The sequence below is a fragment of the Runella sp. R5_40 genome, assembly GCF_057652295.1.
Map to the genome: position 1 here is coordinate 1 of NZ_JBYFCH010000038.1, position 20,763 is coordinate 20,763.

Below are 20,763 nucleotides of genomic sequence, written 5' to 3' on the forward strand. Positions count from 1 at the left end.
GTGACGCTGACGATTAAAGCTACAGGTTGTGGGGACAAATTGGTGGTGGTGAAATCACCGACGAACTGTGCTGCACCGTGTGTAAAACCAGTGTTGACGGCGGGTAACATTGTATGTAGTGGAACGACTTACAGTGTAGTGTTCTACAGCAGTGTATCGAATGTAACGTCGAGTGCTGGCGTTGTAGGCAACGGCATAGTAACGAGCATCCCAGTAGGTACGAATGTGACGTTGACAGCTACGCAGTCTTCGGGATGTGTAAACAGCCTAACGGTACGTGGTCCAGCTACTTGCCAAGTGGATCCTAACTGTACTATGCCAAGCCTGATTGTTGGCCAGCCTGCTTGTGAAGGGAATAATACATACACTGTAAGCTTCTATGCCGATCACGGAACTGTGACAGTAAGTGCAGGAACGATTAGTGGTAATACGGTGATTAACATTCCAATTAGCGAAGATTTGACCATTCGTGCCACAGACGGTAGTTGTATTTCGACAAGTGTGATACCTAAACCTTCTAACTGTAGCGACCCATGTGAGAATCCATCGGTGAGTTTGAGTGGCCCGATTTGTACCAATGCAACCAGCTATCGTTTGAACTATGTGTTGAGCCCAGGGGCAACCTTGTTGAGTAGTGCAGGGACAGTAAGCAACGGCCAAATCACGGGTCTTCCTACGGGTACAAATGTAACACTAACGGTTAAGAAGTCGGGTTGTGTGGATAAAGTGATTGTGTTTCCACCAGTGTATTGCAGCAGTTCTAAAGTGGATTTAGCCTTGAAGAAACTGATTAGCAAAAAACAGGCGAAGATTGGGGATCTCATCGACTATACAATCAAAGTGTGGAACTCGTCCTCGACACCAGCGACAGGTGTAGAAGTGAGTGATGCCTTGAACGCGGGTGTACAATACGTCAGCAGCAGTGCTACCAGAGGCAGTTACAGTCCCACAACGACACGTTGGACGATTGGCAACATTGGAGCCAATGGAGATACCGTGACGCTGACGATACGAGTAAAAGTACTTTCGCAAGGGGTATGGTTTAATACTGCCGAAATTACTAAGACCAATGAACCAGATGAGGATTCTACGCCAGGTAATGGCGCTGAAGGAGAGGATGATATAGATCATCAGTGTTTTACTGTTCCAATACAGCTTTGTGCTGGGGAAAAAGTGCAAGCTGATATTCCAAGTAACTACACTGGAATTCGTTGGTACAAAAACGGCGTAGAAGTTACAAGTTTGGCAGGTAAGAATGTTGTGTTATTGAATGAAGTTGGTACTTATAGTTACACAGCGACCAACAATACTTGCCCCCAAAGCGGTTGTTGTCCAATCGTTATTGAAGCAGGCAGTAACTGTTGCCCTGTTGAGCTTTGTGTTCCTTTTACGGTCAAAAAGAGGAAAAAGTAAAGGTTAGAGTAAAGTAAATCTTGAGAACTAGGTATTACACCCCATTGGCCTTGCCGATGGGGTGTTTCTTGTAGTAATGACTACTCTGTCGTTACCTTCACCTCCCTAAACATAAACAAGTTGTTGCTAACCCGCACGGCCTTCCCACTGGCGGTTGTGACGTTGCGAAGAACGACCTCTTTGGTGATGACGTAGGGGAATTTTTCTTGGTAGGAACTGTCGGTTAGTTGGGGGTTAAAATTGGCAAAAATGGCAGGGCCATGGTAGTTGTCGGGATGCTGCGAATCGTCGATGCGGAGGTTTTCGATGGTGATTCGTTCGGGCATGTAACAGGTATAACCAAAATCGTGTAGGCCAGAGTAAGAACCACTGATGAGGTCGGCGCTAGTAGGCTTGCCACCTGCGGGGACAAAAACACAGTTGCGAATGATGAGCTCGCCTTGCCACGTACTGCCGTAGTCGGAGCGAAGATTGACGATGCTTCGACCGCGAATGGTGGAGTTCTCGACCAAAAACGTGCCACTTCCAATGGCATTGATGCCCATGTGTCCGAGGGTGGAATTGCGGATGGTGGCGTTGGCTACCCCTTGGTGCGCGTCAAAACGGGAGAGTGTACAGCGGTCGTACAGCAGGTTTTTGCAAAAATTGGAACCCAAAATGCCCCAATACGTATTGTCGTCGATGCTGTTGGTTTGGGTACAATTGACAAAAGATACATTCACGGCCCGATTGACCGACAGGTCGTAAGTGCCCATCGAAACGGGCTTGCCTGCCGCGCCAATGGTACTGTAGGTGCGGTGGCCCGTCAGCAAGGTGTTTTTGACGGTGACGTAGGCACAATCACCGACGTTGATAAATCCGCCGTAAGGCGCACCGTTTTCGCCTTCGCCCGTGATGCGGTGTTCGAGTCCTTCGATGAGAACGTTTGACCGACGAACAGCGATGTTTCGGCTATAATAGGTATATTTTGATTCGGCTTTGTTGGCAATGGTTGTGAAGCGTCCTCCTGTGATTTTTAAAGGTTTTTCGTCGATGGGCAGCGCTGTAATATCGGTGATTTGGCCAAAATCCCAAATGATGGGAGCGTTCATGTCAACGTTGCCGTTTTTGTCAACCACAAAAATGTCGGTTTGCGAAGAGCCGTTGTTTTGATTTAACCCAAACCGAATGTATTGCTTTACGTTGGCATTGGTGACTGTGATTAGGCAAGTACTTGGCAAGGACGCGTCGATTTTTTTCTGGTTTCGTTTGAGGGAAGAAACCGTAGAAAGCTTAAACGACTGGAGGTTAGAGCTGACCGTAAACACCGACGCATTGCGGTTTTGGACGTCGGTATCGTCGATGATAAAGGCTGCCGTGCCAAAATCGGTATCGGTCTGGATCACCGCCGTCCGCTCTTTGCCGCTCACGTAATAAGTGTCGTTGGCGTCGGCTTTGACTTTAAGCCCGTTGGTATTGGCAAAAGCATGAGTTGCGGCGATGGCCTCCATGTCGTCGGTTTTGCCATCACCTTTGGCGCCAAAATCACGGTAACTAACTACCCCTGCGGCTTTGAACTTAGCGAGTTGTTTTGAAGAAATGTTGTCAAATGTTGAGGAGGTTTGTCCATAAACCAGCCCAGAATAACAAGTGATGAAGTAATAAAGTAGCCGTTTTAGTGCGTTTAACAAATAACGGTCAACTTGGGTCATTAAAAGGAGTGGATAGCGCATAAAAAAGGTTGGTTATTCTTATTCTACAAAATACATGTCGATTTCGCCTTTGTTTTTGGCCGTAATTTTACCTCGATGGCGACATGCGTAACGGTCTTTGATGAGTTGATAGGTCGTTTCCGAAATATTAATTTTTCCTGCTTCGCTACTGCTTTCCATACGGCTGGCAATGTTGACGGCATCTCCCCAAATGTCATAACTGAATTTTTTGATGCCCACTACGCCCGCCACTAGCGGCCCCGTGTGAATGCCAATTCTAATTTCAAAATAGGGCAAATTCAAGCGTTTGCGAGCGTCGATTTCTTGGTGGATAAAACCTAAAATATCAATAGCTGCCGCCACCACGTCTGCGGCATGGGTCTGGTTGGATTTTGGGAGCCCGCCCGCGCACATGTACGCATCGCCGATGGTCTTTATTTTTTCGATGCCATGTTTGCCAATGATGCGGTCAAACTCTCGGTATATTTTGTCAATTTCCAACACTAACTCTTGCGCACTCATACGCTCAGACACTTTGGTGAAATCCTTGAAATCAGTGAACATCACCGTGACCAACCCGTAGGTTTGGGCGTCCACGTAGCCTTTGTTTTTTAATTCAGCGGCTGTTTCGTAGGGCAGGATGTTGAGCAATAATTCTTCTGAACGTTTCTTTTCAGCTTCGATTTCTTTCCTAAGTTTTTTCTGATAAATCGTAGAAAGATAGGCGGTATAGCCAAAATAAAGCGCATAAACCGTGACCAGGCCACAACAGATTAGTTCTATCAATAAGCTACTATCAGGCTCAAAGGTAATTGGCTTTAAAAAACTACTCACGCCGATGCCAACGATGGTCGCCACGACGCCATAAAGACACTGCCGTATGCCCCGCACGCCTATATTTCCCGTCCAGGTCATTACGATGTACATGATGGTCGGGAATACCGCAAACGACATGATGCCAATAAACATACCCGCCCAAAAGGTGTCTATCACTAAAAAAGAGAGCTCGATAAAGCGGCTCGAACCAGAAAATTTATAAACCAAAAAACAAACGTGAGGATAAATCAAAAAAACACCAATGAGGAAGTTGATATTGCTGTCGAAACCACGGCTATTGCCCTGTAAAACAAGCAAAAGAATGCCGTAAGCGTAGCCCAAAATACGCAGCGGGTAGTAGGCGCGCCCTATGCCGAAAGACGGTTGTTTAAAATTATGTATCAGCGATTGAAGCAATTGCATAACGTTTTTTGCTTTAGGATTTGTACGAAGCCAACTCTTCACTACTCATGTTTTGGAGAACCTCTTTGGCATGTTCATAGCCTTTCTCGACAATGGTGTCGAAGGCTGCCCAACTTACGATACCAAAGCGGCTGACGTCGGGGTTGAAATACAAATCGGAGTAGCTGATGGCTTCGTTGCGCCGCGCCGCACTGTAGAGCAAGGTCGCATTGAGCAACAACGAGGTAAGCGAAGGCAACCGATATTTACGCTGTTTTTTGGGACGAAATCGGTCTTGTAATAACTGCTTGGGACTAGGAATCTCCTCTAAATCAAGTCGATAGTTCTGGTCGCGGGCTAAGTCCACGCCAATCACTTTTCCTACCTTGGCGCGGCTCATGACGTCGGCAGGGAAATTGTTGAACGTACCGCCATCCACCAGCAAATCGTCGCCGTCAATAATCGGTGGAAATACGCCTGGGATGGCCGTAGAAGCCAGCAGGTATTTGCTCATGGAGCCACGGGTATGTACTTCTTCGCGGGCTTGGGTATAATTGCTCGACACCACAAAAAGCGTTCGCCACGTATCTTCTATGTCGATTTGGCGTACACCTACGAAGGCTTCAATCGTGTCGTCAATCATCTGTTTGATGCGTTTGCCGCGAATGAGTGAAATAAATGGGAGCCAATTGTAGTCTTTGGTTGGATTAAACATGGCTCCCTTTTTCATAATACGTTGCACCGTTTCGGAAGGCTCTCCAAACGATACCGCTGCGGCCACCATCGCGCCAACGCTCGTTCCGCCCACAAAATCTATGGGTATATCAAATTCTTCCAACGCACGCATCACTCCGATGTGCGCAAAACCTTTGGCTCCGCCGCCCGCCACCACAAAACCAATGGCCGTTGCGCTCATAATACGGGCCAACCGCTTCATATCTTGGGAGCTTTCTCGGCGCAAATGGTAGTGAGATTTTACGTTCGGGCGCAAACTCAGCCACTCGCGGGTGTGGCGCGGCGAAACTGTATCGGACGGATGCAGCAACACCAACACTTGCGGAACGCCAGTCGTGGCAGACCTAGAATTGATACTTTGTTCGTGCGATACCAGCTCCGCAGGCTGGGTAGCGTCTGCAATAAGTATAATTTCATCGGCTTGGCGAATACACCGCTGCGTCCATTCGGTGTTTTCGGAGTCCGTCACGTAGAGCATATACTCGTGTTTCGACTCCTGATTATCAAGCCACTGTGATAATTCGTGGTAGGCTTTTCTATCGTTTTTACTGGTTTGGGAAAAACCTGTAATGCCATGAAACTCGTCCACCGCCGTGCTTGAGGCCAGGTATGCGGTTCCCTTAGCGCTTAATGCTTGGTACAAATCGTGAGCGAAATCGGGTAGAGAAATGCTGCCGTGTAAGGCCAATAAACAAATATTAACGGGCTTCTTTACGCTTTTGCGTCCCCCCTGTGAGTTTTTTAATCGGCTGATAATGAGTTTGGTGACGTTCATGGAAACGGCTGGGTAGTCTAGGATGACTTTTTCAAAAACCTCCTTCGACAGCTTCACCAAAACACTATCACGGATGGCGACAATTGTGGCCGAGCGAGGTTCTCCCGTAAAAATGGCCATTTCACCCACGGTTTCGCCCCGCATAATTTCCCCGATGACCTTCTGGGTTCCCTCCTCGGTCGTTATTTGGGCTTGTAGGCGTCCGCTAATGACAAAATAGAGCGAGTCACCGACGTCTTTTTGGGCAAAAAGTTGTTCGCCTCCGCCTATTTCCACCCATTGGAGCTGAGGTTCGAGGCTATGTAGCAGGGTATCGTCAAAATCACCAAAAATACGGGTAAGGTTTTTACGAAGCAGTTCACGGTGGAACTGGTTTGCGAGCGGTTGAATGAGAGCCATAAAGTTGAGGGTCAAAGCGTGAGTAGGGTACTGATACACAATCAGTATGGCAATGATAACGAATTTTTTTGAAAAACACCTACTCGCTAAAAATGCCCTACTCGCCCGTAGGGTTAGGGCAAGGTAGGGCATTAGAAAAAGGGTTAATAATAAGGAGGAGATGCTCTGAAGGTTGCAACAATCAATTAATCCTGTTTTTCTCCTCTTCAACCCCCGTTTGTCGTTGTCGCGCCGATTTAACTTGTTTGTTACCAAAGTTATAACTCAAGTTGATTCGGACAGTGCGACTTTCCCAGCCGCCCGAACCTGTGATGCGTAGTCCGCCGAATTGGGTGGTACCGCGCCAAGGAGAGGTGTAAAATACATCGCTGATGGCCACGCGGAATGCTACTTTTTCTTTTAAGATACGCTTTTGGAGCGCAAAGTCGAGCGAACCTTGGCTGCGCGTAACGTAGGTGCCGCCCCAAATGCCTGGCGAACTGTACCAACCCGATACTTCTAAGTTCCATTTTAGGGGTAAGCTAAAGGTATTTTGCCCGTACAGGCTCAACACGTTGGCTTTCACGTTCATAAATTTCTTCTCGTCAGATGTAAAAGCGGTGTGGTACGCATCGAGGCTGACATACACATTCCACCACTTAGCCGCCTGAAACGGGTACGAAACGCCCAAGTTGATTACTTGTTGGTCGGCGATGTTACGCTCCATCATAAAATTGCGATTATAGCCCGTGGTATCGGTAATTTGGGCAAAAAAATCACGGACGTAGCTGTAGCTTAGCGAGGTTGTCAGGGTGTATTTGTAAGTATGGGCAAGTTTGAGGTTGTTGACGTATTGGGGTTGCAAAAATGCATTGCCTTTTTGATAGGTCAATTCATCCAATTGCCACTCGAAAGGGTTAAGAGATTGATACGTAGGTCGTTCGATGCGGCGGCTGTATGTCAACGCAAAGCTGTTGTTGGGATTGGCTTTGTAGGTGATACCACCGCTGGGAAAGAGATTGGTGTAGTTTCGGCGCACAAAAGCATCGGCATTTTTTTGCGTTCCAGTCAACTTCCCTTCCGACACCGTTTGCTCGGCGCGAAGACCAAATTGAAGGTCGAATTTTTGATGGCTTCGGTTGTAGTTGACGTAAGCGGCGTTGATTTGTTCGGTATAAACAAAATTGTTGGAGCGATTGGCATTGAAAGCGTCTGTGCCGTCAACCACATCGTAGAAATCGAAGGTATTGTTCGTTTTTACAATCGACAGTTTTGCCCCCATGCCTAGTTTCCCTTTCAGAAATGGCTGTTCGTAGTCAACTTTGGCCGAAAAAATGCCAATATCAGTTGGGGTTTTCATGCGGTAAATTTGACTGAACAACGTTTGGGTTTCGGTCCCGTTTTTATAAAAATTGGGCTGATAACTGTGGCGATTGCTGTTGTACGAACCCAAGTCAACGTCCACGTTCAGGATGCGGCCAAGGGTATCCGCAAAACGATAGTTGGTGTTGAGATACAAGTTGTTGCTGTGCTGTTGAGCGGTATTATCGGCAATCAAAACTTGCGTCGGGAGCGTACTGTTTTGGGGGTAAATGGGCGTCCGACTGAGCGACGTGTTATCGTTGGCATTCAGGTTGGCGTTCAAAATAAAGCCAAACGTACTTTTGGTCGATGCAAAGTAGTCCATGCCGAGTTTGATGTTGTTGCTTTGGTTGTTGTTGATGGTCTCGGCTTTTTGGTCAAAAATGGTATTGACTTGTTCGCGGTAAAAATTCAAATACGACCAATTTTGTCCCGTTCGGTTGCTGTACGTGCCAAAAAAGTTGGTTTTTCGGTTTCGATGGTTGAACGACACCGACCCATTAACTTTTCCAAAACGCCCATAACCATACCCCAGCGCCAACGACCCGTTGGTACCGAAGCGTTTGTCTTTTTTGAGTCGGATGTTAATGATACCCGCATTGCCTGCGGCATCGTAGCGAGCCGAGGGTTGGGTGATTATTTCAATGGCTTCAATGTCAGAGGCTTGGAGTGATTTTAGGAATTGGTTTAGATCCGCGCCTTGCAAAACCGAAGGCTTGCCATCAATGAAAATTCGGACGCCCGTTTTACCTTCGAGAATGATGTTTTCGTTGTTGTCCAACACCACCCCTGGCGATTTTCGCAGCAGTTCCAAACCCGTTGTTCCCGTAGCACTCAAAGACGCTTGGACGTTAAAAATGGTTTTGTCCGAAAGAACTTCGACCAACGGTTTTTGGGCTTTAACTTTCACTTCAGCCAGCTGATTGTCGCTGCGCAAAACAAAGGCGTCGAAGTCAATGTTGGTATCTATGAGCTTGAAATTGACCGAGCGGTATTTTTGAAAACCCACGCTGCTGATGACCAAATAGTAGTGTTCGGGGGCAATACCGCTCATTTTAAAATGACCGTTTTCGGTACTGCTTTCAACTTTTACGAGGCTGGAGTCGCTTACTTTAAAAAGGGAGGCAGTGGCAAAAGGAATGCCTTCGTTTTGTTCGTTTTTTGCCAATCCTGAAACGGAAAAGCGCTGGGCCATTGATACGGTGGTTAATAAAACGAGTAATGGAAGTAAGATGGTTTTCATGGTTGCGATGGTTGATGGGACAAAGTTGCAGTCCTGACAAAACCCATCAAAGAGACATTCGGCGAATCGACAAATAACCCGACGAATGACACTTTGTGCAGTTGAACGGCTTATACGGCAGTTCGTCGAAAAAACGTAGCAGAATCGAATTATTTGTGGGAGATTTGATACAGATTCACAAGAAATACAGCGTAAAAAAATGATAAATTGGCAAAAAAAACTCATTTGGGGAGTTCGGCTTGGTGAACTGCTGGCCGTCGTTGGAGTTTACTTTGTGTTGTATGCTTTGTATTGTTTGACGTTGACATTCAATGAGTTGTCGTACGTTAAAATGACCTACGGCGCACTGCTTCTCAACTATGCCGTCAGCCAATATTTTGATTATGCCTTAAAATTTATCCTGACCATCCCCCTTTGGTACTTCTACTTTCGGGTGATTCCGCATTGGAAGCTTTCGACCAAGATTCTTTTGCACGTATTTACGATGTTACTTTTTGTTTTTACGTGGCAAAAAGCCTTCTATTTCACGATGGATACTCTTGGGCGCGGGCATTTACGAGGGTCGAGTCAAGTGTGGGACATTTATATTCCTGCGCTTATTTACGTCATTCAATTTGGTTTTTTTCACGCTTACGAATACCTTTTGCACTACCAACGCCAAAAAGAGACCGAAAACGCCCTTCGACAGGCGTCGCTGGAGAGCGAGCTTTCGGCCATCAAAGCCCAGCTTAATCCACATTTTCTGTACAATGTGTTCAACACCATTAGTGCGTCGGTACCGCCCGAGATGGAAGACACGCGGGAGATGATTGCCAAGCTGGCCGATTTGTTTCGGTACCAGTTGAAGGCATCTCGGGTGGATTTTGTCAAACTGAAAGACGAGATGGAGTTTGTTGAAAAATACCTTGCCTTGGAAAAAGACCGTTTTGGCAGCAGGTTGCAAACAACGATTGAGGTGGACGAAGCATTGATGACCGAACGGGTGCCACCGATGTTGCTTCAGCCGATTGTGGAGAATGCCATCAAACACGGTATTTCACCCAAAATCGAAGGAGGAGAGGTGAAAATAACAATCAAAAAAAGTACCTACGACTTGATAGTGGAGGTTACAGACACGGGGGTTGGGTTGGTCAATGAAGGAGAAATTATTGGAAAAGGCGTGGGGCTAACCAACACAAAATTGCGCTTAGAAAAGATGTTTGGGAAAACGTTACATTTTCAACAAAACCAACCGAGCGGTTTTCGAGTTTGGTTTGAAATACCACTCCACTAACAGCCATGCAAAAAATAGTAATTGCCGACGACGAAGCGGCGGGACGTACGCTCATCAAGCAATATTTGCAGGAATACCCTACGATGATTGTGGTAGGGGAGGCCAACAACGGCGTCGATGCCGTCAAGATTATCAATGAATTTAAACCCGATGTGGTGTTTTTGGACATTCAAATGCCTGGCCTGACGGGTTTTGACGTGCTGAAGCACTTGGAAGAAATTCCGCAGATAATTTTCTCAACGGCCTACGACCAATACGCTTTGCAGGCGTTTGAAGTCCACGCGATTGACTATTTGTTAAAGCCTTATACGGGGGTTCGTTTCAACGCTGCCATTCAAAAATTACGGTTGAACCAGAGCCAGAATTTAACCCCCGTTCAACCACTGGCCGAAAGCCTCATCAATCCCTTGCAGTATCCCGAAAAGATTCTCATTCAGCAAAATCAAAAACTGGTGACAGTCAATGTGCGCGACATCATCTGGATTTCGGCCGAGGGTGACTATTCCAAAATTATAACTAACCGAGGTAATTATTTGAGCAATTACGGGATAAGTCAGCTCGAACTAAAACTCAACCCGCAGCATTTTATTCGGGTGCATCGTTCTTCCATCATTCATTTGGAGTTTGTAAAAGAAATCCAAAAACAACTCAGCAGCTACGATGTCATTATGCAAAACGGCGATTGGGTGCGCGTCAGCCGAGGCTATATGGATAACATTAAGAAATTGACGTATTGAGGAGGTTGTTGATGGATGTACATATTCTATTCGCCGCATGTTGTGCGGTAAATGTAGTGTCTAATTACCGCATATTATGCAGTCTATTTTGTCAGCCCGACTTAGAAAAAAATTATGATTAAGAGTTGAAAGCTTTAATGAATTTACTGTGAGTGCCTTTCGCAGATGAAGCAAATAACCCGCCACAATCTGATAATTTACTGCAATTCTGGCACTCATCCAGATAGATATTTTTCCAATCCGAAATAGATTTACGCATAAAAGGCCAAAGCTCTTCTGGCATCAGGCATAGTTGAATGTTATATATAGATACGTTCATTCCCTGAGTAATAAGATACATTACACTTTCCGTTAATTCACGTTGGTAATCGACTGGATCCATCCACAGGAGTTCAAAGTTGGACCGGGCATAGCCCATATTTTCTAATCCCATGAAGGCAATATGTTCAACAAAAGGCAAATTTTTGTAGATGTATTGAGCCAACTTTACTAGGCGGGGTATCGTTAATTGATGTAATACAATTCGTATTTCAATCCGACTGTCATACTTTGCCAAGTTGTAAAGTCCTGAAACGGTTTGTGTAAACGCCCCCTTTGCCTGTACTGTATGATCGTGAATTTGGTAATAGTCCGAGTAAAGGGGGATACCCAGCATACTCCTTCTATAATTTAGATACCCGTATCTTTGGGCAAGTTCTGATTTGGCAAAGAGTCTTCCATTAGTCAGAATATGAAGCTCTGTCTCGGGTAATTCTGATTTCAGCAATTCCAGCAATTCGAAGAATGAATCTCCCAGCAACATAGGCTCACCTCCTGTAAGACCTAACTCCCTGCAATCCTTTGGAAGCATCGGAATGAGTTTTTTATAAAGCCATACAAAATAGGGAATATCATCACGATCTTTAGGGGGCTGTGAACACATCAGACAGTTACTGTTGCAGCGTTCTGTCAGTAATAGTGTATTATGACGGGAACCGATCCTGTATAGTGTATTTACGTTTCCCTCGGGACTAACCACGACAATATCGCCTTCCTCAAGATGGGAAAGTGTAGCCAGCCTGTAGACGACCGGCAAACCTGACTGCGCAGTAGGCTCATACTGCTGAGAGGTAAGAATACCGATGTAATGGCCAGTGGTTTTCGTATCTACGTTTGGTGTGAGTAAAAAATAGGATAGTTCTGTTTCCTTATTTATGTTCCTGGTTACCCTTCCTACCAAAGGAGAATTTATCTCGCGAGCAATGCCACGTATATGTAATAACGTTGTCATGGTTTTAAAGCTTTTAACAATTACTGACCCAACGGCTGAAAATCGCAAGTACTTCCCGATCATTATCCATCAGTTCCAGCAGATAACGAATAATTTCCATGTTCTTTTGACAAAAACCGCTGTCTGGACGATAGCCCGCCATATCTCCTTGAGTGGCATGGTGATATACAGGGTCGGCACCGCAGTAGCTTTGGAACGCACAATCCGAACACCCGGCTAAGGATTCATTTGACCAATTCTGAGCTATTTCATAGGCTTTCGGTCCGTAAAAAATATCCTCATATGAATTTTTATTCAAATCCCCCAGGCAAAAGGTGTCATCCTGCATCTCGGCCAGCATTCGGGCTTCATCGGAAGCATAGACTTTTCCATTATAGTTAAACAGCACAACGCTATTAATAAGGCCAGACGGGGATTGTAAATCTACATAACCAACTGGAAAGGGAGTAAGGATTTTTCTCAGTATGATGCTCGCATAATCCTCCACCAGATGGTAGCCCTGTCGATTATAGGCCAGAATATGCTCCAGCGCCCTTTTATAGAACTTCAGAAAAGTTTCTGTCTCATAGCTGTTTTTTCGAACGTTTCGACGCGCGAATCCATAAGGGCTTATCGGGCGCAGAAAAATGTTTTTAAAGCCTAATTTTACGTATTCATCCACTATTTCTACAGGATAGTCCAATGAACGCGAGGCTGTTGTCATCAGTGCCGACACCTTTTCTTCTCCCAGTACCTGCCTTGCACGTTCAATGCCTTTTACCGCCATTTCATAACTATTATTGCCCAGACGCTTGCGATTCGCATTATGCAAGTTACTTGGTCCATCAATGGAGGTGGATAAAAGAATACCGTGTTCTCGACAGAACGCCAGTATGTCCTCAGTTAAAGGGGCTAAATTAGAACAGATGACAATGTTCAGTTGTTTCCCCAATTGACGCGCCAAGGATTCAGCCTTTCGGACGGCATACACAATCTTCTCAAATGCCAGTAAAGGTTCCCCTCCCTGAAATTCGAGTGTTACATTGGGATTCGGCGATTGCATCATCAGTTCAATACCTTTGTCCAAGTGGTCATACGACATATCAAAGGCGCTTTTATCCTGAGTTACCCGTGATACCTGACAGTAATGACAGGTGTGTTCACACCGAAGGGTAAGTACAAAAATGTGCAAAGCTGTAAAATCATCTAAAAACGACTTCTTGGTACGATATCTGGTAGCGAGCACATCAATAAGCGGGGGAACAGGGGTTTGAGAAATAAAAAAATTGGCTGTCAAATCGGCATATAGTTCTTCTTCTTGTTTAATTCTGCGTTCCACGATTCTTTGCGCTGTTCCCCGGGGGACCATTAAATAATCACCTACCTCGTTAACCAAGACTTCTCGCTCTGTATTAAGAGCTGCAAAGCGAAACGGCAACAGGTAATAATTTGCATTGTTTGCAGTGCTGAAATTAGAAAGAGATTTAAAGGCCCTGAACTCTTTCCGTTTTTGTGAAAGGCTTTCCAAAGTATTTTAAAATTGATAGTAAATGAATGAATTGCTGGCCCAATCTCCAAAAAGTATCATCAGAATAAGCAGCAAATCCATAAGAATAAGGCGTTTTATACTGATGGTTCGATCAATTGGTGATTGCAGTAAATTTTTCAGAATACCTGTGTACTCAATCAATAGAAAGAGTAACAGCAGGGAAAGAATAATACTCAGAGAAGCTGGACTTATTATTGTATGTTGATACAGTTGCTGCAGCCCCTCAGTTACTGCCTGAGATAATGATAATACGTGAATGTGCGAAAAGGAAGTGAATATATAAACCGCCTGAGACAGAGATTGAGCTCGGAAAAATACCCATCCCAATGTTACCAGTGTAAACGTTAGAGCTACCTGTAATGCATACGGTATCCGAATCAGAGTTTTTCGACCTTCATGGGTAATTATATAAAGTATTCCGTGAAAAAGACCCCAGGCGACAAAGGTTAAATTAGCACCGTGCCAAAGGCCGCTTAATAAAAATACTAGAAGTATCCTCGCCTTGTGAGGCACAACTTTTTCAAGAGGGACATAAAGATAATCTTTGAACCAGTAGTGTAATGTACGGTGCCAACGTTGCCAAAAAATCTGCAATGAAGATGAGCCGAAAGGATTACAGAAGTTGGGTGATAAGTTGACACCAAATGTCAGAGCAGCTCCCCGGGCGATGTCTGTGTAGCCCGAAAAATCGCAGTATATCTGTACAGAAAACAAGATAGTAGCTGCCAGTAACAGAATTGGATTGAATAGTTGAGGATTCGAAAATACTGGATCAACTACCAAAGCCAATTTATCGGCCACTAGAACTTTTTTATAATATCCCCAAACAATAAACTTAGTGCCCTGTACAATCCAGCTAAACTGAGTGGGAGATTTGAAGATGAGCTGTGGAATCAATGTTCCGACCCGTTCTATGGGACCCGCCAGCAGTTGAGGGAAAAAAGCTTTGAAAAGTGCGAACGAAAGCAAATCGGGAGGAGCTGTCTCTCTTCGGTACACATCAATCAGATAAGAAATAGCCTGTAAGCATATAAAAGAAATCCCTAACGGCAGAACTAAAGATGTAACTGGGGAGAATCCGATTGCCTCCAAAAAGAAATTTCGATATTTAAAATAAGACAGTAAAGCTATATTTAATCCAATACCCGCCGCTAACAATTCTTTTCTGTGACCTGTAGCTTTGTCAAGCCATAGAGAGATTATAAAATTTAGTATGGTGGAACCCAGAAGCAGTGGCAGGAACAACGGATTCCACCAGCCATAAAAAAAATAACTGGATAGCAATAACCAGTGTAATCTCTGGCGTGCTGGCAGCAGATTAAACAGCGTCAAAACTGTCAGTAAGAAAATTACAAATGGGATGGAATTAAACAGCATTTGATGAAAGGTTCTGCCTGCAGCTACCGTCCCAACGGTTTTCGGTAAATACTTTGAAACATACCAAACTTGCCAGCATAAGCGATAACACTTTCTTTGGGATGGTAGACGGGATCCCATTCATCTCCCAATGAATGGGTAAGTTGCCGACTTTGCCCACTGCTGAGCGAAAGTTCAAAAAGGTCCCAGTTGCCATTTTTCCTAGCAGTGTATAAGATGTAAGAACCGTCGGGTGAAATCACTGGATCCCACTCGTCAAAGGAAGTACGGGTAAGCTGTTCTTCTTTCTCGGTTTTTAAATCCAATTTATATAGATCAAAATTACCGTTACGTTTGGATATATAAATTACAAAATCTTCATTAGGGGCCATTACTGGCCGCCAGCTCTCAAATAGACCTCGTGTTACAGCTTTTTTAGTTCCGAGTTCCATATCTAAAAGAATTATTTGTGGATTTGAATATTGCTCAGTTTTCGCGTCATAGAACCAGCCCGCATATGTTAGGTGCCGACCGCTGGGTGAGAAGGTTGCGATTGCTCCATACTCATTCTTACCATTGGTGATATACCGTCGATTGGAACCGTTTGAGTTCATTATCGCCACCTTGGTTTGGTTTTCTGCTGGGTCGCCTTCCGTAAAAACAATTAAGGATTGGTTTGGCGAAAGCATTGGATGGCTTTCATCAACCTTATTAAAAGTTAGCCGATGAGACTGATTATTCTTCATTTCATTAAGGAATAGCTCCATCGTGCCGTCACGGATTGATTGATAAGTAAAAAGCTGTCCATCTAGGCTGTAGGCAGGATATCTGTCTGAAAACAGTTCCTTACTAATAAGATTCACATCGCTAGACTCATCTTTTAAATGACGGCTGATAATGTCCGCTGTTGTTCGATGGCCATGTGGATTAAGATGTTCATCGTACTCGAAAAACTGTAATTGAGTGATCTCCTGAAAGCCTGGCAGTAAATCAATCAATTGAATATGGAGTGAATCTGCCAAATGGCTTACAATTTTATTCGGCTTGAGTAAATCCAATTGCTCGGGATGTATCTTAAATGAAGTGATAACTTCATCCAGGTAACGGAAATAAGTCTGTTCTTTAGTGGGAATAAGAATTATGACTAGTTCAGCACCATCGGCTTTTACTTCTTGAGCCAGAGCGGAAACATAATGAGCGAATGCCTTTAAATCAGCTTCTTTAACGGAAGAAGTTTCGTTGTAGAATATATTGTAGGTCGCATTATCCTTTTGGGTAGGATAAAAAGGCTCTGTCCATCTTCCCAGAGGCAATTCCCCCGGAGGCTTGTAACGGATGTTAAACAGCAGGTAACGAGCCAGATCTGAGTATTGCATAAGATACTCTGTCCATGAATTACGGCGAGGAGCAACATTCATGAAGTCATTGAAATTGCAAATTTGCAGGAAAACCTTTTTTGGTTTTAATTTCCTTCCTTCAGCTCGGTAATAGTGATACTCGTCGGCGACAGAAAAACCGCTGATTCCCGCATTAACAATTACTTTGTTTGGAAAATAACGATAAAGTTGAGAGGTATAAAGTTCTTCGAACGGAACCTGAGCGCCCTGCGTGAAGGAATCACCAAGAAATAACCAGTCGCAATGCGTAACATTTTCATTGGCGGCAGCAAATTCAGGAATTCTGTATCCCTGTTGATTTGTTTTATAAGTAACTGAATATTCTTTATCTTCCAGATGAGAAAGCAGATGGGGCTTATTAAAGTAATAATCGTCTCGAATTGTATAAAGATTTTCAATTACATACTCGGGGAATCCATGTCGAAATGTGACTTCGAGATGGAAGCATATCGATCCTACGGTTAATACGTTAACCAGAAGTGTGAAAGCCCAATCTGCTCCTTTCAGATAAGTATAAATCAGTAGAAAGGTAAAGCTGGCTACAGACCCAATACACCAGCCGATACTTCCCGTAAGCAGGAAAACGATAACCGGGTTGAACAGCAAAAGTGCCAGCAGTAAAGGCAGAAGGATTGATTTTTGTACGTGCTTGAAGAACAATACTGCCATAATTAGACTATTGTTGTTGAAGCAGTTGCAATAAAGTTCTGTCTACAACCCCTGTTTGAGAAAGCCCGCGTGACAGTTGAAATGCTTTTACTGCCGCTTCGGTTGCGTCATCAAATCTATTATTGAGACCCTCTCCATCCCGTTGTTTTAATAATTTCTTTCTTACAAGCAGTTTTTTCAATTCAAGGACTTCCTGCCCGGTATTTCCCCAGCTTAGTGAACTGTAGCTGTTACTTAGGCCTTCTGATGGAGATGCTGTTGATTTAAGATACATTAAAACGTTAGGACTCACTACTCCATCAACCTTCAGATTATTTTTCTGCTGAAACTGCTTAACAGCTGCTTCGGTTTGTGAATTAAAATAGTTTTCAAGCAGTGATGATATCTCAATAGTATACCCAAGTGTTCGCAGGAGCTGCTTTAGTTGTACTACATCGGCTCCTTCATCATTAAAACGCAGCGTACGATCTCCCAGACTGTATTTGGGAGTGCCAGTAGTAAAAGAATTGGTGCTGGACGAGGATCCTGACGAACTGGAACGGCCTGAGGAAGACGAACCAGAGCTGCCCCCATAGCCTGAGGAAGATGAACCGGAACTGCCTCCATAGCTGGAATAATGTGACCGATGCGATGAATGCGAGCGATGTGAGCGGTGAAAATTCCCTTCATAAGTTCCAGTTTCACTATTCATACGTTTAAGAATGAAACCGGGTTTCTTTAAAATATTAGTAAAATTTCGATTCATCATCTCACTATCATATGTGACTTTGGTAAACTCAGGAATTTCAGCGGCGGCGGCTTGCTCATTGATATTGGTTATAGCCGTTAATGCAATGCTCTGAAGAAGAAGAGGTAGCTTTTTTTTCATAATGATAAAAGTATGATAATTTTTCAGAGGAAAAATATATGTTTGAAAAAAAATATTATCTTACCTAAATAAATGTTTCTCATATGTCGATGCTGCCAACTGGATTGTGTGATCAAATAACAGTAGATTTTCTGGAATTGCATCTTGATGCGCAGGTGTTTAGCCGGGAAGGAATTCTTAAGTGCTTTTATTGGTATTCAAATGTATATCTAATTGAATTAACCCGTGAAGGGAATTGCTTTAAAGTGATTATTAGTTCTAAAAGTGAAACTGGCTTAACTGAACCAGAATACCTTTATAAAAAAATAAAACAGGATCTGCTTGACTTTCAACTTCGGGAAATAATTACTAGACAAACTGCGAATGTTCGTGACCTTTTGATTGCTAAAGCATTTGCAAATGGTGCACTTGAACAAGAGATAGATGGTAATTTTGGAGACCCTCTTCAATCGCTAGAAAGATAACTATTGAAAAAGTTCTGTCCTACCTGCTTTCTGATGCAACCATTTTATAGTAGATACTCTGATTTTTCTTTTCAAAAGCATCAGGGGTTAAATAATTGATAGACTTGTGAGGTCGATCAAAATGATATGCCTGATACCACTGTCCAAGTGTTGGTTGAGTTCTGAGAGTGAATAAAACTAATTCAAATTTAAGCATTCTCTTCTGAGGGTACCATTGAGTTGTTCGATGATGCCATTTTGGGCGGTCCGCCGCGCAGTCCTTTTCTTGAACATTCATCCACAATGTTGATAATACGTACCCATTGTTGAGTAGGTTCAATAATGACTTCTGAAAAAAATCCATAGCCCAGCTTTTATTAATAGACTTAGGTGATAATAAATCCCCGAATTCTTTGCGGATTCGGGCTTTTTGAGGCTTTCTGTGCAAGCTTAATTGTGCTTGTTTGTACAAACGATGTCCTCGCTTTTTATAAAAAATGTTTCCCTTGTTGCCTAAATAGGCATAAATCATCGCAAATCCCCATACAATATGATCTTTTCTTACTGATTTGTATAAATCAACTAATACCGTATCAGAGATTTCTTTAGCTTGTTTCAGTTTACAATGACGACGAGCATACACCGTTTGTCGTCACCAAGTTAAAAACTTACAAAGTTTGCGTAGGCTTAGACCTTGATTCTTCACTTGGACTTGGCTCAAAAGTTGATCTTTTTCTTCTGAGCTACAAGCTTTTTTGCAATTGCCAATGCATCGCTGATGACTCGCTTTTCCAACCTAATTCAGCGTACATCCGCGCGGGATTGGCTATCCACGACCCAACTTTTTTCGAGGTTATTTGAGTAATTATTCATAAAAACCTTCAAATTTTACCCTTGAAATCAAACACAAAGTGTTATGATTTCAAGGATGATTAAACGTAATACTACTTTAGAAATCGCGCAATTGCTGGAGGAATTTCCCGCCGTTGGCGTATTAGGGCCTCGTCAAGTGGGTAAAACTACGCTGGCGCAGGAATAGGCTGATACCATGCCCCCCCAGCCCGTTTACCTTGATTTGGAAAGCCCCCGAGATCGTGCCAAACTAAGCGAACCCGAGGCGTATTTTGAATTGCATCAACATCAACTCATCATCTTGGATGAAATTCAGCGGATACCAGAGCTATTTTCCATTCTGCGGGGCGTCATCGACCGACGACGTAGGCAGGGACAGAAAACAGGACAGTTTTTAATTTTAGGCTCGGCCTCTTTGGATTTGTTGAAACAATCGTCGGAATCACTCGCGGGCAGGATAGCCTATCGGGAGCTTTCTGGTTTTAACGTATCAGAAATTGAAGTAACCCCTGCCGCCCGTGACCAACTATGGTTACGGGGCGGGTTTCCCGATAGTTTTCTAGCCAAAAGTGATGCGGCCAGTCTGAGATGGCGACTGAATTTTATCAATACCTACTTGGAACAAGAGGTGCCTTAATCATGAACAAGGCACTAAAAACTTGAAAATGATATAACAGATAATTTAGGTATTCATTAACATATTTTATATTATCAAGTAAACAAAACACAAAACTTGACATCTTTTAATTGAGATGCTATATTTACAGAATGATAAGTGTCGCCGAAAAAATAGCCCAAACGATAAAGAACATGCCCGAAGGTGTAATCTTTGGCTATGATCGGCTGTCCATTGGTCGGGAAGAGTTTGCGTCGGCAGCCAAGGCGCTGGAACGGTTGCAGAAGAAAGGGCTGGTCAGCAGGGTCTCAAAAGGGCGCTTTTACAAGCCTAAAATGACCATTTTTGGAAAAAAACGACCCAATGAGGCGGAGTTACTTAAACCTTACCTGTACCAAAACGGGCAGCGCATAGCCTATATCACGGGGACAAGGCTCTATAATCAACTAGGACTGACCACTCAGATACCAGCCGATATTCAAATTGCCAGTCGGTCCCGCCGTAACTTGAGCGGAATCAGCTTTATGAAAGTCAGCTCCGTCAAAAGCTACGCCGACGTATCTGAAGATAATTACCAAATGCTGGGTTTTCTGGATGCGATGAAAGACTTAAAACAGATTCCTGATTTAGATATGCCATCGGCGCTGACCATCTTCAAAACTCGCATAAAAGCATTGAGCAGCGAACGGCAACGCCAAATGATTACCTATGCCTTGTTATATCCCCCACGGGTAAGGGCATTATTGGGAGCCGTTTTGGAAGAAATTCAAAGTGATTTGGATTTGACCCCGCTCAAAGAAGGTCTCAATCCTTTTACAAAGTTTAATTTAGGATTCAATAGTTCTCTGCTGAAAACGGCCTCCAACTGGAACATTCAATGAGCTAATTGTTGTACCAACAAAAAAGCCGTTACAACTTGCGTTATAACGGCTTTTACCG

The 20,763-nt window shown here is 43.9% G+C and carries 17 protein-coding genes; 7 read left to right on the forward strand and 10 right to left on the reverse strand.

Annotated elements, in window-relative coordinates; genetic code table 11:
* Nucleotides 1-1,413: DUF11 domain-containing protein (locus tag AC23N5_RS30325; protein WP_487758399.1), on the forward strand; the 1,413-nt coding region annotated here is incomplete at its 5' end.
* 80 nt (nucleotides 1,414-1,493) lie between these two features.
* Here AC23N5_RS30325 and AC23N5_RS30330 read toward each other — a convergent pair.
* Genes AC23N5_RS30330 through AC23N5_RS30345 form a run of 4 tightly spaced genes read right to left on the reverse strand, consistent with a single transcriptional unit; the run spans nucleotide 1,494 to nucleotide 8,815 of the window.
* Nucleotides 1,494-3,125 (reverse strand): hypothetical protein, encoded by a 1,632-nt coding sequence (locus AC23N5_RS30330; RefSeq protein WP_487758400.1) that lies wholly within the window; start codon nucleotides 3,123-3,125, stop codon nucleotides 1,494-1,496.
* 18 nt (nucleotides 3,126-3,143) lie between these two features.
* Nucleotides 3,144-4,343: an adenylate/guanylate cyclase domain-containing protein gene (locus AC23N5_RS30335; RefSeq protein WP_487758401.1), complete on the reverse strand. Its 1,200-nt coding sequence runs from the start codon at nucleotides 4,341-4,343 to the stop codon at nucleotides 3,144-3,146.
* A gap of 13 nt (nucleotides 4,344-4,356) precedes the next feature.
* Nucleotides 4,357-6,363, reverse strand: a complete 2,007-nt coding sequence (locus tag AC23N5_RS30340; protein WP_487758402.1) for a patatin-like phospholipase family protein — start codon at nucleotides 6,361-6,363, stop codon at nucleotides 4,357-4,359.
* Between the two features lie 49 nt (nucleotides 6,364-6,412).
* Nucleotides 6,413-8,815, reverse strand: coding sequence for a TonB-dependent receptor domain-containing protein (locus AC23N5_RS30345; RefSeq protein ID WP_487758403.1), 2,403 nt, complete (start codon nucleotides 8,813-8,815; stop codon nucleotides 6,413-6,415).
* 199 nt (nucleotides 8,816-9,014) lie between these two features.
* Between AC23N5_RS30345 and AC23N5_RS30350 the strand changes: the two genes are divergently transcribed.
* Both AC23N5_RS30350 and AC23N5_RS30355 read left to right on the forward strand, forming a co-directional pair.
* The gene (locus AC23N5_RS30350; RefSeq protein WP_487758404.1) at nucleotides 9,015-10,088 is read left to right on the forward strand and encodes a sensor histidine kinase; all 1,074 of its coding nucleotides are present in this window, start codon (nucleotides 9,015-9,017) and stop codon (nucleotides 10,086-10,088) included.
* A gap of 5 nt (nucleotides 10,089-10,093) precedes the next feature.
* Nucleotides 10,094-10,825 carry a LytR/AlgR family response regulator transcription factor gene (locus AC23N5_RS30355; RefSeq protein WP_487758405.1) on the forward strand — a complete coding sequence of 244 codons (732 nt, stop codon included), beginning with the start codon at nucleotides 10,094-10,096 and terminating at the stop codon, nucleotides 10,823-10,825.
* Nucleotides 10,826-10,943: 118 nt separating this feature from the next.
* On the opposite strand, the gene hxsC is transcribed toward AC23N5_RS30355, so the two are convergent.
* Genes hxsC through AC23N5_RS30380 form a run of 5 tightly spaced genes read right to left on the reverse strand, consistent with a single transcriptional unit; the run spans nucleotide 10,944 to nucleotide 17,913 of the window.
* Nucleotides 10,944-12,095, reverse strand: coding sequence for a His-Xaa-Ser system radical SAM maturase HxsC (hxsC, locus tag AC23N5_RS30360; protein ID WP_487758406.1), 1,152 nt, complete (start codon nucleotides 12,093-12,095; stop codon nucleotides 10,944-10,946).
* Nucleotides 12,096-12,108: 13 nt separating this feature from the next.
* Nucleotides 12,109-13,602 carry a His-Xaa-Ser system radical SAM maturase HxsB gene (gene hxsB, locus AC23N5_RS30365; RefSeq protein ID WP_487758407.1) on the reverse strand — a complete coding sequence of 498 codons (1,494 nt, stop codon included), beginning with the start codon at nucleotides 13,600-13,602 and terminating at the stop codon, nucleotides 12,109-12,111.
* 6 nt (nucleotides 13,603-13,608) lie between these two features.
* Nucleotides 13,609-15,000 (reverse strand): MBOAT family O-acyltransferase, encoded by a 1,392-nt coding sequence (locus tag AC23N5_RS30370; RefSeq protein WP_487758408.1) that lies wholly within the window; start codon nucleotides 14,998-15,000, stop codon nucleotides 13,609-13,611.
* A 23-nt stretch (nucleotides 15,001-15,023) separates the two neighbouring features.
* Nucleotides 15,024-17,045, reverse strand: a complete 2,022-nt coding sequence (locus tag AC23N5_RS30375; RefSeq protein WP_487758409.1) for an alginate O-acetyltransferase AlgX-related protein — start codon at nucleotides 17,043-17,045, stop codon at nucleotides 15,024-15,026.
* A 7-nt stretch (nucleotides 17,046-17,052) separates the two neighbouring features.
* Nucleotides 17,053-17,913, reverse strand: coding sequence for a peptidoglycan-binding domain-containing protein (locus tag AC23N5_RS30380; RefSeq protein WP_487758410.1), 861 nt, complete (start codon nucleotides 17,911-17,913; stop codon nucleotides 17,053-17,055).
* An 89-nt stretch (nucleotides 17,914-18,002) separates the two neighbouring features.
* Between AC23N5_RS30380 and hxsD the strand changes: the two genes are divergently transcribed.
* A complete protein-coding gene (gene hxsD, locus AC23N5_RS30385) occupies nucleotides 18,003-18,377 on the forward strand; it encodes a His-Xaa-Ser system protein HxsD (protein WP_487758411.1) in 375 nt (124 codons plus the stop codon).
* A gap of 19 nt (nucleotides 18,378-18,396) precedes the next feature.
* On the opposite strand, the gene AC23N5_RS30390 is transcribed toward hxsD, so the two are convergent.
* Nucleotides 18,397-18,999, reverse strand: a complete 603-nt coding sequence (locus AC23N5_RS30390; protein ID WP_487758412.1) for a hypothetical protein — start codon at nucleotides 18,997-18,999, stop codon at nucleotides 18,397-18,399.
* Between the two features lie 273 nt (nucleotides 19,000-19,272).
* On the opposite strand from AC23N5_RS30390, the gene AC23N5_RS30395 reads away from it, so the two are divergent.
* The 3 genes from AC23N5_RS30395 to AC23N5_RS30405 all read left to right on the forward strand — a co-directional run bounded on the left by AC23N5_RS30395 (nucleotide 19,273) and on the right by AC23N5_RS30405 (nucleotide 20,705).
* Nucleotides 19,273-19,395 carry a hypothetical protein gene (locus AC23N5_RS30395; protein ID WP_487758413.1) on the forward strand — a complete coding sequence of 41 codons (123 nt, stop codon included), beginning with the start codon at nucleotides 19,273-19,275 and terminating at the stop codon, nucleotides 19,393-19,395.
* Nucleotides 19,396-19,404: 9 nt separating this feature from the next.
* Nucleotides 19,405-19,845: an AAA family ATPase gene (locus AC23N5_RS30400; RefSeq protein ID WP_487758414.1), complete on the forward strand. Its 441-nt coding sequence runs from the start codon at nucleotides 19,405-19,407 to the stop codon at nucleotides 19,843-19,845.
* Between the two features lie 131 nt (nucleotides 19,846-19,976).
* Nucleotides 19,977-20,705: a DUF6088 family protein gene (locus tag AC23N5_RS30405; RefSeq protein ID WP_487758415.1), complete on the forward strand. Its 729-nt coding sequence runs from the start codon at nucleotides 19,977-19,979 to the stop codon at nucleotides 20,703-20,705.
* Nucleotides 20,706-20,763 lie beyond the last annotated feature (58 nt).

Bases quoted from the DNA above. Each gene is read 5' to 3' on its own strand.
- AC23N5_RS30330 (WP_487758400.1), bottom strand. From the start codon at position 3,125: ATGCGCTATCCACTCCTTTTAATGACCCAAGTTGACCGTTATTTGTTA.
- AC23N5_RS30335 (WP_487758401.1), bottom strand. From the start codon at position 4,343: ATGCAATTGCTTCAATCGCTGATACATAATTTTAAACAACCGTCTTTC.
- AC23N5_RS30340 (WP_487758402.1), bottom strand. From the start codon at position 6,363: ATGCCCTACCTTGCCCTAACCCTACGGGCGAGTAGGGCATTTTTAGCG.
- AC23N5_RS30345 (WP_487758403.1), bottom strand. From the start codon at position 8,815: ATGAAAACCATCTTACTTCCATTACTCGTTTTATTAACCACCGTATCA.
- AC23N5_RS30350 (WP_487758404.1), top strand. From the start codon at position 9,015: ATGATAAATTGGCAAAAAAAACTCATTTGGGGAGTTCGGCTTGGTGAA.
- AC23N5_RS30355 (WP_487758405.1), top strand. From the start codon at position 10,094: ATGCAAAAAATAGTAATTGCCGACGACGAAGCGGCGGGACGTACGCTC.
- hxsC (WP_487758406.1), bottom strand. From the start codon at position 12,095: ATGACAACGTTATTACATATACGTGGCATTGCTCGCGAGATAAATTCT.
- AC23N5_RS30370 (WP_487758408.1), bottom strand. From the start codon at position 15,000: ATGCTGTTTAATTCCATCCCATTTGTAATTTTCTTACTGACAGTTTTG.
- AC23N5_RS30375 (WP_487758409.1), bottom strand. From the start codon at position 17,045: ATGGCAGTATTGTTCTTCAAGCACGTACAAAAATCAATCCTTCTGCCT.
- AC23N5_RS30380 (WP_487758410.1), bottom strand. From the start codon at position 17,913: ATGAAAAAAAAGCTACCTCTTCTTCTTCAGAGCATTGCATTAACGGCT.
- hxsD (WP_487758411.1), top strand. From the start codon at position 18,003: ATGCTGCCAACTGGATTGTGTGATCAAATAACAGTAGATTTTCTGGAA.
- AC23N5_RS30395 (WP_487758413.1), top strand. From the start codon at position 19,273: ATGATTTCAAGGATGATTAAACGTAATACTACTTTAGAAATCGCGCAA.
- AC23N5_RS30400 (WP_487758414.1), top strand. From the start codon at position 19,405: ATGCCCCCCCAGCCCGTTTACCTTGATTTGGAAAGCCCCCGAGATCGT.
- AC23N5_RS30405 (WP_487758415.1), top strand. From the start codon at position 19,977: ATGATAAGTGTCGCCGAAAAAATAGCCCAAACGATAAAGAACATGCCC.